Source organism: Streptomyces sp. NPDC003077, from assembly GCF_040611095.1.
Taxonomy (GTDB): Bacteria; Actinomycetota; Actinomycetes; order Streptomycetales; family Streptomycetaceae; genus Streptomyces.
The window spans coordinates 144,796-157,863 of sequence record NZ_JBEXNM010000010.1; the positions used below are offsets into that span (position 1 = coordinate 144,796).

A 13,068-nucleotide genomic window follows, 5' to 3' on the forward strand; every position below is an offset into this window, starting at 1 on the left:
GGCCCGTGGGTCGGGGTGGGCCCGTAGGCCGACGGGGAGTCGTACGCGGCGGAGCGACGGTGGGCCCAGTGGTCCCAGAGGGGGCCATGGGATGCCGGTGCCGTGTCCGGGTGGGCGGGCGCGGGCGCGTACGTGGATGTGCGCGCGGGCCCGTACGCCGGTTCGTACGCGGATGTGTACGCCGGTTCATATCCCGGTCCGCGTCCGGGCTCGTGCGCCGGTTCGCGAGCGGGTGTGAGGAGTCGCGACGGGCGGGGAGCGGGGTGCGCGCCGCGCGACAGGCGTCGCCACAGCGCACGCCAAGGCCCCGGCACGGCGAACCGTGCCGGGGCGCTGGGCAGGGCGGCCAGATGATCCATGGATTCCCGGGACCGGAGCGGACGGTGGGGCGTCAGCGCTGGGCGCGGCGGCGGACCGTGTAGAGCGCCCCGGCACCCGCGGCGATCAGCGCGGCGGCACCGGCGCCGAGGACGACCGTGGTGGTGGACGCCCCGGTGTGGGCCAGCTCGTCCTTCGCCGGGGCGGGCTGCGCGCCGCCGGGGGTGCTGGGAACGGGCGCCGGCTGCTGGTCGCCGGGGACGGAGACGGAGGGAACGGGCGCCGGCTGCTGATCGCCGGGAACGGAGACGGAGGGCACGGGCTTCGCGGTGGGCTGCGCGCCGCCCGGGACGCTGGGCACGGGCGACGGACGGTGGTCGCCGGGGACGGAGACGGAGGGCTGCGGCTTGGCGGTGGGCTGCGCGCCGCCCGGGGCGCTGGGCTCGGGCGACGGACGGTGGTCGCTGGGCGGGGCGGTCGACGCCGCCGCCGGGCCGTCCGACAGGGCGGTGCTGCCGGCGGCGACGTACCGGGTGCCGTCGGGCGACCCGTCCGCGTACGCCGGACCGGCCGCCGCCAGCGCCGGAAGGGCGAGCGCCGCCAGCAGCCCGGCGGTCGCCGCGGCGCGCATCCGGCCGGCGCGGGCCCGGGGCCCGGACGCCGTGCCGGCGCCGTGGGCGTCGGCGGCGTACGCGGACGAAGACGAGGCGGGGGAAGTGCGTGATGTCACGGTGGCAACTCCACGTTCGGCGGGTGGCGCCTCCTGATGGCGCCCTCACCTGTGACGACGTGCGGCGATGGTGGGGGTTGCCGGTGCGCGGAAAGTTTTTTTCCGGGAGCTGGGCAGCACAGGAGGCACGCAGTACACCCTGGGCGGGACGCCACCGGCACGCCCCCACCGGCACGCCCCGCCGGCGCGGCACCCGCACCGGCCGGAACCGGCCCTGGGGCCCTGCGACCTCCGGCCGCCCACGGACGGCCTCACCGATCGACCACGCACCGCCTCACCGGCCGACCGCGTGCGGCCTCACCGATCGGCTGCGCGTGGCCTCACCGATCGGCTGCGGGCGATCCGGAGACGGCAAGGGGTAGCCGCGCACCCCGTGGAAGGGGACGCGCCGGGATGTCCCCGTGGCGGACAGGGGCGCGACGGCGGGTGACTACCTCGCGCCGGGTAAGCGCCCCCTGCCGCGTGGTGGCACCTGCCGGCCGACGGCCGGGGGACGGATACGCCGGAGCGGCCCTGTCCCCAAGACGCAACCGCGCGCTCACCGGGTCCGGCCCCGCCGCTTTTGCCGCCTCCCGACCCATCACTCCCTCCTTCGTTCCCCCTGGCCCTTCATTCCCTCCCGACCCGTAGTCGGCGCACCGTCTCGCCGAGTTCGGTGGCGATGACTTCGGCCGCCCCGTCCGGGTCGCCGCGGCGCACGGCTTCCACCAGGTCGGCGTGGGCGGAGTCGCCCAGGTCGGGGGTTCGGGCCCGCTCGCCGGTCAGTGCCAGCAGGTCGATCAGGCCGCGTCGCAGGACGGGGACGAAGGTGGCGAACAGGTCGGCCAGTACGGGGTTGCGGGCGGCGGCCACGACGGCGGCGTGCAGGGCGATGTCGGCGTCCACGAACGCCGCGTCGTCCGTGTCACCGGCCGCCGCGCGCCGTTTGGCCAGTGCCTCGTCCATGGCGGCCAGGTCGGCGTCCGTGCGGCGCAGCGCTGCCGCGCGGGCGGCCTGCACCTCGATCATCTGCCGGACCTCGTAGAGGTCGACGACCTCGGCGCGGCGCAAACGGGTGGGCCAGTCCTCGTCGGGCTCGGTGGCGACGACCGTGACGCCCGACCCCTGGCGCGACCGCACGAGGCCGGCGCCGGCCAGGGCGCGCAGCGCCTCGCGGACGGTGGAGCGCCCCACGCCGAGTTCCTTCGCGAGGGTGGTTTCGCCGGGCAGTTTGCTGCCGACGGGCCAGTGCCCCGCGCTGATCTGCGCCCGGAGCCGTTCGACGGCCTGGTCGACCAAAGGACTGCGGTGGAGCGGGGCGAGCGACATCTTTGTCACCTGTCAGGTTGTCTGAGGAGTTGTTCGCGGCTATGTTACCGGCCATGTCGTCGTGGGCGGTGCTTCTTCTCGGTCGCCGCGGCGGGGCCTGACGCGATCGGCACCCCGCCGCGGGGTTCCGTGCTGCCGGTCGTCCAACCGCACCCGCGAGAGGGACACCCACGCTGTGACCACGTCAGCCATCCCCCCTGTCTCCCCCACCGCGCCGACTCCCCAAGACGCCCCCGCGCAGGGCACCGCCCCCGCCGCGCGGGCCGGGCACGCTCCCGAAGCCACCGGGCACGCTTCCGAGGCGACCGAGCGCGTTCATGCCCCGCAAGCACCCGAAGCGACGGGGCACGCGCCTGCCCCGCAAGCCCCGCAACCCGCGCAAGCCCCCGGCGCACACGAGAACGCCCGCCCCGCCACACACCCAAGCGCCCCCTACGCAACCTTCCGCACTCCCGCCGGCCCCATCCCCGCCTCCCAGCCGCACTGGAACCGCCAGCGGCCGAGCGCCATGCCCTCGTACCGCTACCGCTCCGCGTACGACCGCGTCGAGGTGCCGCTGACCGACCGCACCTGGCCCGGCAAGCGTGTCACGCACGCCCCGCTGTGGGTGCCCGTCGACCTGCGGGACGGCAACCAGGCGCTGGCTGAACCGATGGACCCGGCCCGCAAGCGCCGCATGTTCCGCCTCCTGGTCGCCATGGGCTACAAGGAGATCGAGGTCGGTTACCCGTCGGCCAGCCTCACGGACTTCACCTTCGTCCGTGAACTGGCGGAAGGGGACCTCGTCCCCGACGACGTGACGATCGTGGTCTTCACGCCGGCGCGCCGCGACCTGATCGAGCGCACCTTCGCCTCCATCGAGGGGCTGCCGCGCGCCGTCGTCCACCTCTACACGGCCACCGCCCCCACCTGGCGGGACGTCGTCCTCGGCCGCGACCGCCGGCAGGTGCACGCGATGATTACCGAGGCCGCCGAGGACCTGGCGCGGCTGGCGGAACGGCAGCCGGAGGCCGACATCCGCTTCGAGTTCTCACCCGAGGTCTTCAACCTCACCGAACCCGACTTCGTCCTGGAGATCTGCAACGGCCTGTCCGCCCTGTGGGACGCGTCCCCGGAGCGCCCGGTCATCCACAACCTCCCGGCGACGGTGGAGATCGCCACACCGGACGTGTACGCGGACCAGATCGAGTACATGCACCGCCACCTCGACCGCCGGGACGGCGTGATCCTCTCCGTCCACCCGCACAACGACCGCGGCACCGGCGTCGCCTGCGCCGAACTCGCCGTCCTGGCGGGGGCGCAGCGCGTGGAGGGCTGCCTGTTCGGCAACGGCGAGCGCACCGGCAACGTCGACCTGGTCACCCTCGCGCTCAACCTGCACGCGCAAGGCGTCGACCCGATGATCGACTTTTCGGCGCTCGACGAGATCCGGCGCACCGTCGAACACTGCAACCGCATCCCCGTCCACCCGCGCCACCCGTACGCCGGAGACTTGGTGCACACCGCGTTTTCCGGCACCCACCAGGACGCCATCAAGAAGGGCTTCGCCCATCACGCGCGCCGCGCGGCCGAACTGGGCGTCCCCGAGAGCGAGGCGCCCTGGTCGGTCCCGTACCTGCCCGTGGACCCGGCCGACCTCGGGCGGGACTACGAGGCGGTCATCCGCGTCAACAGCCAGTCCGGAAAGGGCGGTATCGCCTACCTGCTCCAGACCGAATACGGCTTGGACCTGCCCGCCCCGCTCCAGCGTGAGTTCTCCCGCACCGTGCAGCACGCCACCGACTCCAGCGGCGCCGAGATCACCGCGGCGCACCTGTGGGACCTCTTCCGCACGGAGTACGTGGACCGGAGCGGACGGCTCGCCCTGCTGGACGCGCGGTGGGGGAACGGGACGATGACGGGAGCCGGTCCGCTGCCGACAGCGGAACCGGTCCTGGAGGCCCCGAAGGACCCGAAGACCCCGGATGCCCCGGAGACGCCGAAGGACCCGGAGACGCCGAAGGACCCGGAGACGCCGAATACCTCGGATTCCCCGAATGCCTCACAGACCCCGATTGCCTCAGAAACCCCGGATCTCTCGGAGGCCCCGGAAACGCACCGCTTCTCCGGCCGGTTCCTGCTCGACGGGCGCCCGGTCGAGTCCGAAGGCAGCGGTCCCGGACCGCTGACCGCCTTCACACGGGCGCTCGCCGCGGTAGGGGTGCACGTCGAAATCCTGGAGTACCGCGAACACGCGACGACCCCCGGAAACGACGGCCCGGCGGCGGCGTACCTCCAGTGCCGCGTGGACGGCGGCCGTCCCTGCTGGGGCGTCGGCCTGCACCCGTCGGTGCTGACGGCTGCCGCGCGGGCGGTGCTGTCGGCGGTGAACCGGGTGGGGGACGCCGCGGAAGCGGAAGAGGCACTCCTCGCAGCGGCCCCGCCGGCCGGCCGGGCCGTCCCCTCGGCCTGACCTCTTCCGATCACCGTCGGCCTGACCTCTTCCGGGCCCCTTCGGGCGCCCCGTTGACCGTCCCTGCCGCCTCCTGACCGTTTCCTGCCGCCCTCTGAACCTCTCCGCCCGCCTACCCGAGGAACTTCCGCAGGTGAGCGACGAGGGCGTCAGGACGCTCCTCGGGGATGAAGTGCCCGCACTCGGGGATCTCGGCGCCGTCGACGTCCTCGGCGTACTGCCGCCAGATCTCCAGGGTGGGCAGCCGGGCGGGCAGGCCGGACGAGCCCCACAGGGCCAGGACGGGCATGGTCAGGCGGCGGCCCGCGGCGGCGTCCTCCTCGTCGAGGGCGAGGTCTTGCTCCTGGGCCCGGTAGTCGTCGAAGCCCGCGCGCAGGGCGCCGGGGCGGGAGAAGGCGCGGACGTAGGCGTCGACGGCGTCCGGCGCCAGGCCGTGCCGGTTGTGCGTCCAGCGTTCGAAGAAGAACTCCAGGTAGGCGCGGATGTTGCCGCCGACCAGCAGCTCGGGCAGGTCGGGCTGGGCGTGGAAGAGCCAGTGCCAGTAGCCGGACGCCACGGAGGCGTCGAGCCGGCGGAACATCTCCCGGGTCGGGACGATGTCCAGGACGACGAGCTTCTCGACCTGGTCGGGACGGTCCAGGGCCCAGCGGTGCGCGACGCGCCCGCCCCGGTCGTGCCCGACCACCGCCGCCCGCTCGAACCCGAGCTCCCGGACGAGTTCGGCGATGTCCGCCGCCATCTGGCGCTTGTCATAGCCACTGGTGGGCTTGTCGGTGAGCCCGTAACCCCGCAGGTCGGGGGCGACGACGGTGTGCGTGGCCGCGAGCCGTCCCATCACCGGACGCCAGCACAGGCTGGTCTGCGGCCACCCGTGCAGGAGGACCAGCAGTGGCCCCGAACCCGCACGCGTGTAGTGCAGACGAATGCCGTTGACCTCGGCCACGCCGGTGGCCACAGCTGTGCTCATCGTGACTTCCCCTCCTCGTCCGGCAACTAACCGTCTGAGGAGGTTAGTTGTTCGCCGCCCGGGGAACAATGGGCTCATGGCGGTGGATGATGACTGGGTCTGGTACGGCGGACGCGTGTGCCTGGATTTCGTCAACACCCTTCGCGACCGCTGGAAAGAGCCCCGCGAGACACTCCACGAGCCGGACGACGTGCCGCGCTGGCTGCACGACGCCGGCCTCCTCACCGACAGCGCGTGCACGGTGGGGACGCGTACGGAGGAAGCACGTACGAAGGAGGCACGTGCGGAGGGAACGCGTACGAAGGGAACGCGTACGAAAGGAACACGCACGAAGGAGACGCGTACCTATGGAACGCCGGAGTTCGTGCTGCGCGCGGCCGTGAGCCTTCGGGAGGCCATCGACCGCTCGGTGCTGACCGTCGCGAACGGCGAGCCGCCGAGGCCCGTCGACATCGCCGTGATCAACGCGGCATCGGCGACGGTCTCCCACCCAGCGCCGCAACTGGCCCTCATCGACGGCCGACTGTCCCCGATCCGCGCGGTGCACACCCCCACCGACCCAACGGCCGGCCTCGCCCTCCTGGCCCAGGACGCGATCGAGCTGCTGCTCTCCGCGGAGATACGACGCGTCCGCGTCTGCGGTTCCGACCGATGCGCCCTGCGCTTCGTGGACCGCTCACCCGCCCGCAACCGCCGCTGGTGCTCGATGACCCGCTGCGGCAACCGCACCAAAGTGCGCCTCCATCAGGCCCGTTCCCGCGCCGTGGGGCCGTCATCCGGTCAGCCGAACGCCGGCGAGAAGTGACGAGCCGAAACCGCCCCGAGCGCGGTGCGCCAACCACAATCGGCGAACGACCCACCACACAAGCCGTCCACCCCAGGCAGGGGCCGGTCCCCACTCCCATTCTGGCCAAGGAATGCTTCATGACCCCCACAAGCCGTTCACCCCGAATGAACGGCACCAAGCCCCACTTCACCGCCTTTCCCATCCCGACCGTCTCCGCACCTCTCCTCCTCGACAACATCCCCCTCCGGAACATCCCCCTCCGGAACATGCCCCTCCTGAACGTCCCCCGGACGAAAGGCCAACCGCCCCGCCCACAGCGCCGTCCACGAGAAAAGGGAATTCCTAAGCTCATCGCATGAGCAATCACGACCACCGCACCGAGCAGGTGCCGGAACCGGCGGACCGGACGCTGCGCGCGCTCGCGGGAGAGGACGTGTGGGCGGAACTGGTGCGGCAGTCGCACGAACGCTGGCACCCGCCCGGCACGTTGCTGCTGCGGCAGGACGAGCCTGGGACCCACGTTCTGGCCGTGCTCAGCGGCGTCGCCAAGGTGGTGCGGACCGAACGCGACGGCAAGAGGAACCTGCTCGCCTTCCGGGGGCCGGGGGAGTTGCTGGGGGAGGTGGCGGTGCTGGCCGGGGGCGGGCGGCTGGCGAGTGTGGAGACGCTCGCGCGGTGCAAGGTCGGGGTGATGAGCAAGGCCGACTTCGCGCGGTTCATCGCCGCGCACGATCTCTCACCCGTGCTGGTGCGGTATGCCCTGGCCCGGCTGCGCGAGTCCGACCAGGCCCGGCGCGGAGGCGACGTCCTGCCCCGCCTCGCGGCGACCCTGGTGCGGCTCGCCGACCTCTCCAGCCGACCGGGCACCTGCCCCACCGGGCCGCTCGAACTGGCCCTGACGCGCGACGAACTCGCCCAGCACCTGCGGACCTCCCGGAACACCGTCACCGCGAAGCTGGCCGAGCTGGAGTCCTGCCGGGTCCACGCCCGGCGCCTGCGCATCGTCATCAACGACCTGCCCGCCCTGCGCCGGGCGGCGGCCACGGCCCTGGGCGGGTGACGGTGCCGCCCGGGCGCTGAAGCGAGCGGGTTGCCATGGAAAAGGTGTGACGGGCGTCACGCGTCATGCGCACTGGGCGAGCACACCGATGCGCGTGCCGACGCGAGCCTCGAAGGGTACGGCGATGCCCCGTCGTACCCGGCTCCACGCGGCCGGACCACGACTCCGCGAGGGAAGCAGCATGCCCACGATTCCGGAACACCACCAGCGCACCGCCGCCAACGCCCCCGTCGCCCACGTCCGAAGCCGGCCCCTCCCGCCCTATCAGGGCATCGTGGCGGTCGACGCGAAGGACTTCACCGGTCACTCCGCCATCGAGCACGGCGTCATCAGCCGGGCGATCCCGCAGCTCCTGGAGACCTCGTTCGAGCGCGCCGGTATCGCGGAGGTGTGGCGGGAGCGGCGGTTCCCCAACGCCACGGGCGACGGTTACGTGTTCGGGTTCGACCCGGCGATGATGCCGTTCGTCGTCCACCCCTGGCTCGGAACGCTGCAGGACGTCCTCATGGAGTTCAACGTGCACTCCCTGGGGGCCGTTCGCATCCGGCTCCGGGTCAGCCTGAACATCGGGCCGCTGCCCGTCGCGGGGGACGACGGCGACGGCAACGGCACCCCGCGCAACGACACCCACCGGCTGCTCGACTCGCGCCCGGTCAAGGCGATGCTGGCGGCGTCCAGCGAGAACATCACCCAGGTGGCGGCCGTCCTCTCCGACCGCTGCTATCAGGACGTGGTGGCGGGCGGGTACACCGGGCGGCACAGCGATCACTTCATCGAGGTCCCGGCGACGGTGGAGGGCAAGCCCTTCGAACAGCGGGCGTGGCTGTACGTACCGGCTCCCTCGGGGAACCTGTACGACCGCCGCATCCTCGGGGATCGGGTGATGGACGACCACGAACCCCAGGGTGCGCAACGCGCCGATGCACCGGAGCGGGAGGGCCGGCGATCCGTGCGGCACTCGGTGACGAACCGGGCCGACCGGGGCAACGTGAACACCGGCACCGTGCACGGCGGCCAGAGCGTCAGCAACATCGACGTCGCCGGTGATCACATGGACATCGCCGGCGACCACGTGGGCGGCCACAAGGTGGGCACGGTCCATGGAAATCTGGGCGACACGGTCCATGGCGACAAGAACACGGGTGCCCGGTGAGCGCGGGAGCGGAGCGTCCGCGGCCGACGGCGGGGCCGGAGGGGGCGCGGCAGAAACACGGCACCGCGCCACCGGTGGGGGTGGCCGCCGGGGCGGACCCCCGGAAGGAGGCCGGGAACACCGCTGGTACGTCGGCCGGTGAGAGCGCGGAGGCGGAAGGGCGGGGGAACGGCTCGGCGCACGGCGGTGACGGCGGCGCAGGGAGAGACAGGGCCGGGAAAGACAGCGCAGGGGAAGACAGCGCAGGGGAAGACAGCACCGGGAAAGACAGCACCGGGAAAGACAGCGCCGGATCCGCCGACGCCGCCGGACAAGGCGCGACCGATGCCGACGGCTTCGACGACCCCGACTTCGACGACTGGGCCGAAGGCCCCGGGACCGGCGGATGGCAACGGCACCACGTCATCTACGCCCCCCACGGCAACATCAACACCGGGGCCGTACTGGGCGGCCAGCACGTACGGAACCAGGGTCCCGCGGGTGGCCCCGGCGACCGGCGGGTGGAGGCGCACGAAGGGCCCATCCCCGCCATGGAGATCGTGGACGCGCGGTTCGGGTTCGCCGAGCCCGAGTGGTTCCCCGCCGCGCTGACGGCACTCGACTCCAGGGTGCTGTTCCTCACCGGCGCGCCGGGCACCGGGCGCCGGACGGCGGCCCTGAACCTGCTGTACCGCCACAGCGGCGACAGCCTCGAACTGAGGGCGCTCGACAGCAGCGGGCCGGACCTCGCCTCCTGGCGCCCGGGCCGTGGGGAGGCCCGGGGTTACCTGGTGGACGGGCTGCTCCCGCCGTACCCGCTGAATCCGGGAGCCGTCGGGAACCTGCGGCGCCTGCTGCACGAAGCCGACGCCCGCATGGTGATCGTGCTCCCGGACGACCCGGAACTCGTCCGGCGGCTGGGACGCGACCTCCACGTGGAGCCCGTGCGGTGCGAGCCACCGTCCCCGCACGCGGTGTTCGACGCCCGCTTCGCCGCGACGGTGCCGGACCCGGCCGAGCGGGACCGGTTGCTCGCCGGACTGGAACCCGGGCTGCTGGACGACCTCCTGGTCCCCGAACTGGTCCCGGCCGAGGTCGCCGAACTGGTCGCTGCCATCGCGGCCTCGGGGGACGACGGGACGGGCCTGTCCGATATCCGCGACCGCCTGAGCTTCCTGGCCGAGGGGGAGGTGCCGGACCTGCTGACGAAGCTCCACGACGACGCGGACGGCCTGGCCTTCCTCCTGGCGGCCTGCGTCTTCGAGGGCCTGGACCACCGCATCGTCAGGGAAGAGGCCGACCGCCTGCTGGAACTGGCGGACGGGCGCCTGCACTCCGTCCTCCCCCAGGGCGGCGACCCCGCCGATCAGGATGGCGGGGGCGGAGGCGGGCGGCGGGAGGCGCCGCGCCCCAACCCCGCGTTCGTCTTCCGCCGGTCACTGGACGACCTCCTGCACACCGTACGCGCGCGGCGCGCGCCCAGGGAGATCCGGACGGGGGCCGGGTACGCCTACGCGGTGGAGGCGGTGTGGTTCACGCGGCACCGGCAGGCGGAGGCCGTACTGCGGTACGTGTGGCGGGAGTACGGGCGGCTGTCCGACGTGCTGACGACCTGGATGGACGAGGTTGCCAACCAGAAGGACCTCACCCAGCGCGTGGGCCGCGTGATGGGCATGGCCGCCGGGTGGGGCGGCGGGCGCCGGGCGCTGCAGCACATCACGGCGCTCGCCGGGTCGGAGCGCTGGACCAGCAGAACCATCGCGGCACAGGCGCTGGGCGTGGCGGCGGCCGATCCGGTGCTGGCCTCGGAGGTCAAGGAGCGCCTGCGCGTCTGGAGCCACGCGGCCGACGAGCGGCTGCGCTCGACCGTCGCGTACACCTGTGGGACCGAGTTCGGACTGTCCCGGCCCGACCTCGCGATGGAGCTGCTGCGCCGGCTGGCCTTCGGGCTGGACACCGAACGGCACACGACGGTGGAGCGGGCGGTGCGCTCGGCCCTGCGGGACCTGTTCAGCGCGGGGAGGCGGTCGCTCGTCTTCCGGCACCTGGTGGACTGGGCCGGGCGCGAAGGGGGCCACGCGCGGCTCGCGCTGACCGTCTTCCCGAGGCTCCTTTGGGACGCCACATGGTTCCAGGGCGAACTGACCGGCGGCGGGGACACGGCCGGACAGATCGTCGATCTCATCCGCCGGACCCTCGACGACGAGGAGACGTTCGCGGCGACCCGCGACTCCCTCCTCGCGTGGTGCCGTTCGGCCACCTGGGACGAACGGCAGCGGGCGGCCGTCGAGTCGCTTCTCACCGTCCTCGCCCACCCCTTGGGGCCCGGCGTCCTCGGACTGTTCGTCGCGATCGACCGCGACGAGAACCCGGACCTGGTGGGCCGGTACATCGCCCGCAGCGCGCTGGACACCTGGCGGCGGGGCGAGACGGTTCCGCCCCCTTCGGCCACCCACGGCGACCCGGCCGCTTACGAGAGGACGTCATGACCACCGGCACCCCTCCCCCCGTCTATGTCTCCGCCCCGCACGCCCCGTGGCGCGAGATCCTGAAGCAGCACTGGTCCGGTCGGCGGGACCGCGCCCTGGTACTGCGGGACCGCAGCGGCGGCTACCACGTCCTCGGGACCCGGCGCCGTCACTCCACCGATCCCCTTTCCGAAGCGGACTTCGACGGGGCCGGCGGACCGGAGGGCGCCGAGAAGGGAACCAGGCTGCCGGCCGGGTACGAGGCCGCGTTCCACGTCCGGATGGGTGAACAGTCGGGCACGCGCGGCGTCGAACTGCCCACTGTGTACGGCACCGAACCGGTGGACGTGCGAGTCCTGTGGTGGGTGCACGACCCCGTACGCGTCGTGCGGACGGGCACGGCGAACGGCTGGGACGTGGTGCGTCACGCCCTCGACCGGCAGCTGCGCCACCTCGACGAGGCCGGCGCCACGGAGGGCCGCGGCTTCGGCGCGCCCGAAGTCATGCTCCACCTGTCCGCGCCGCAGCGGCTGGAGGCGTCGGGCCTGACCTACCGGGTCACGGATGTCAGCGCGCGCGAGGCGGGGGACGTACTGCGGCTGGGCCAGGGCGCGGACGCCGACCTGCCCTTCTCCTGGACCCCCGAGCGCCGCCGGGAGTACGAGTTCTGCCTCCAGGCGGTACGCGGCGGGCCCGCCTCACTGGCGGCCCTCTGGCTGCTGCGCCATCCCGACCAGGTGAGCCAGGTACTGGACTGGTCGGTGAACCACCAGTCCCTCGTCCGAGGGGAGGCCAGCTGGCAGGACCAGGTGGCCGGCCTGCTCGGCAGGCTGACGGACCCCGAGCGGGTGGAACTCTCGGAAATGCTGCGGGACCGCCTCGTGGCCCTCGGACGCCGTGTCCCGCCCCAGCCCACCGTGCACGGGGCAGGCGAGACCGCGTACGAAGGGAGCGCCCCCTACCAGGAGGCCGGCGGCGAGGCCCCGGGCGGCGGCGCGGGGTGGCCGTCATGAGGCATCGGACGGCGGCGCCGGGCCATCTTCTGGGCCTCCTCGTCAGAAGCCCTCCGCCTCACGTGGCGGCGGGCGGCCCTCCCGCCCCCACCGCACATGAGGACCGCCGCCCTCCCGACTCACCGGTCGCCGACCCCCTGGCGCTCATGGAGCGCGTCGCCGCCGCCAACACCACGGAACTGACCCGTGCCGACACGAAGGCCGCCGTGCTGCTGGGATTCATGGGCGCGGCGCTCGGCACCTTCCTCACGGTGACGCGCGCCCCGGCCTCCGGGCGTACGGCGTCACCGTGGGGCGGGCCGGACCTCCTGTGGTGGAGCGCGGTGCTGACCGCGTTTCTGGCCATCGTCTGCTTCGTCTGTGCCATCGCCCCGCGCCGTCGCCGGGGGCGCCGGCAGGACGGGGACGGCCCCGGCTACTTCGAACACGTGGCGCGGGTACGGCGCGCGGACCGCCTGCTGCTCGCCTTCGAACGGGCCGCTCACGACCCGGCGGCCCCGCTCCTGGCCTCCCTGCGGAACACCAGCGCGATCATCCGGGCCAAATACCGCTGGATCGAACTCGGCGCCGTCCTGGCCGTCTTCAGCGTCCCGCAACTCGCGGCGGCGCTCCGCCCCGCGTGAGCGGGCCACCGGAAGGGGCCGGGCACCGGAGGAGTGGCCACCGCCCAGGCCCCCGGCGGGCCACCCTCCGACGCGCCTGACCCTCCGACGCGCCTGACCCTCCGACGCGCCTGATCCTCCGACGCGCCTGACCCTCCGACGCGCCTGATCCTCCGACGCGCCTGACCCTCCGACGCGCCTGACCCTCCGACGCGCCTGACCCTCCGACGC

The 13,068-nt window shown here is 73.3% G+C and carries 10 protein-coding genes; 7 read left to right on the top strand and 3 right to left on the bottom strand.

Annotation, left to right across the window (positions count from 1 at the left end; genetic code table 11):
• Nucleotides 1–391: 391 nt before the first annotated feature.
• Together ABZX96_RS10095 and ABZX96_RS10100 are read right to left on the bottom strand one after the other, a co-directional pair.
• Nucleotides 392–1,048 carry an LAETG motif-containing sortase-dependent surface protein gene (locus ABZX96_RS10095; RefSeq protein WP_355540842.1) on the bottom strand — a complete coding sequence of 219 codons (657 nt, stop codon included), beginning with the start codon at nt 1,046–1,048 and terminating at the stop codon, nt 392–394.
• A 609-nt stretch (nt 1,049–1,657) separates the two neighbouring features.
• Nucleotides 1,658–2,356 (bottom strand): FCD domain-containing protein, encoded by a 699-nt coding sequence (locus ABZX96_RS10100; RefSeq protein ID WP_355540845.1) that lies wholly within the window; start codon nt 2,354–2,356, stop codon nt 1,658–1,660.
• Between the two features lie 508 nt (nt 2,357–2,864).
• Between ABZX96_RS10100 and ABZX96_RS10105 the strand changes: the two genes are divergently transcribed.
• A complete protein-coding gene (locus ABZX96_RS10105; RefSeq protein ID WP_355540848.1) occupies nt 2,865–4,808 on the top strand; it encodes a 2-isopropylmalate synthase in 1,944 nt (647 codons plus the stop codon).
• 112 nt (nt 4,809–4,920) lie between these two features.
• Here the strand turns inward: ABZX96_RS10105 and ABZX96_RS10110 are convergent, their stop codons facing one another.
• Entirely contained in the window at nt 4,921–5,775 is an 855-nt protein-coding gene (locus tag ABZX96_RS10110; protein ID WP_355540851.1) for an alpha/beta hydrolase, read from the bottom strand.
• Nucleotides 5,776–5,851: 76 nt separating this feature from the next.
• On the opposite strand from ABZX96_RS10110, the gene ABZX96_RS10115 reads away from it, so the two are divergent.
• The 6 genes from ABZX96_RS10115 (at nt 5,852) to ABZX96_RS10140 (ending at nt 12,858) form a co-directional block, all read left to right on the top strand.
• Nucleotides 5,852–6,580, top strand: a complete 729-nt coding sequence (locus ABZX96_RS10115; protein WP_355540854.1) for an ABATE domain-containing protein — start codon at nt 5,852–5,854, stop codon at nt 6,578–6,580.
• Nucleotides 6,581–6,917: 337 nt separating this feature from the next.
• The gene (locus ABZX96_RS10120) at nt 6,918–7,622 is read left to right on the top strand and encodes a Crp/Fnr family transcriptional regulator (RefSeq protein WP_355540857.1); all 705 of its coding nucleotides are present in this window, start codon (nt 6,918–6,920) and stop codon (nt 7,620–7,622) included.
• A 181-nt stretch (nt 7,623–7,803) separates the two neighbouring features.
• Nucleotides 7,804–8,775, top strand: a complete 972-nt coding sequence (locus ABZX96_RS10125) for a hypothetical protein (RefSeq protein WP_355540860.1) — start codon at nt 7,804–7,806, stop codon at nt 8,773–8,775.
• A complete protein-coding gene (locus tag ABZX96_RS10130; RefSeq protein WP_355540863.1) occupies nt 8,772–11,243 on the top strand; it encodes a hypothetical protein in 2,472 nt (823 codons plus the stop codon). The genes ABZX96_RS10125 and ABZX96_RS10130 overlap by 4 nt, the downstream gene beginning before the upstream one ends.
• Complete coding sequence (locus ABZX96_RS10135; protein WP_355540866.1) at nt 11,240–12,235, top strand: hypothetical protein; 996 nt, start codon at nt 11,240–11,242, stop codon at nt 12,233–12,235. The genes ABZX96_RS10130 and ABZX96_RS10135 overlap by 4 nt, the downstream gene beginning before the upstream one ends.
• 146 nt (nt 12,236–12,381) lie before the next feature.
• Nucleotides 12,382–12,858 (top strand): Pycsar system effector family protein, encoded by a 477-nt coding sequence (locus ABZX96_RS10140; protein ID WP_355540869.1) that lies wholly within the window; start codon nt 12,382–12,384, stop codon nt 12,856–12,858.
• Nucleotides 12,859–13,068: the final 210 nt, after the last annotated feature.

Bases quoted from the DNA above. Each gene is read 5' to 3' on its own strand.
- ABZX96_RS10100 (WP_355540845.1), bottom strand. From the start codon at position 2,356: ATGTCGCTCGCCCCGCTCCACCGCAGTCCTTTGGTCGACCAGGCCGTC.
- ABZX96_RS10105 (WP_355540848.1), top strand. From the start codon at position 2,865: ATGCCCTCGTACCGCTACCGCTCCGCGTACGACCGCGTCGAGGTGCCG.
- ABZX96_RS10110 (WP_355540851.1), bottom strand. From the start codon at position 5,775: ATGAGCACAGCTGTGGCCACCGGCGTGGCCGAGGTCAACGGCATTCGT.
- ABZX96_RS10115 (WP_355540854.1), top strand. From the start codon at position 5,852: ATGGCGGTGGATGATGACTGGGTCTGGTACGGCGGACGCGTGTGCCTG.
- ABZX96_RS10120 (WP_355540857.1), top strand. From the start codon at position 6,918: ATGAGCAATCACGACCACCGCACCGAGCAGGTGCCGGAACCGGCGGAC.
- ABZX96_RS10125 (WP_355540860.1), top strand. From the start codon at position 7,804: ATGCCCACGATTCCGGAACACCACCAGCGCACCGCCGCCAACGCCCCC.
- ABZX96_RS10135 (WP_355540866.1), top strand. From the start codon at position 11,240: ATGACCACCGGCACCCCTCCCCCCGTCTATGTCTCCGCCCCGCACGCC.
- ABZX96_RS10140 (WP_355540869.1), top strand. From the start codon at position 12,382: ATGGAGCGCGTCGCCGCCGCCAACACCACGGAACTGACCCGTGCCGAC.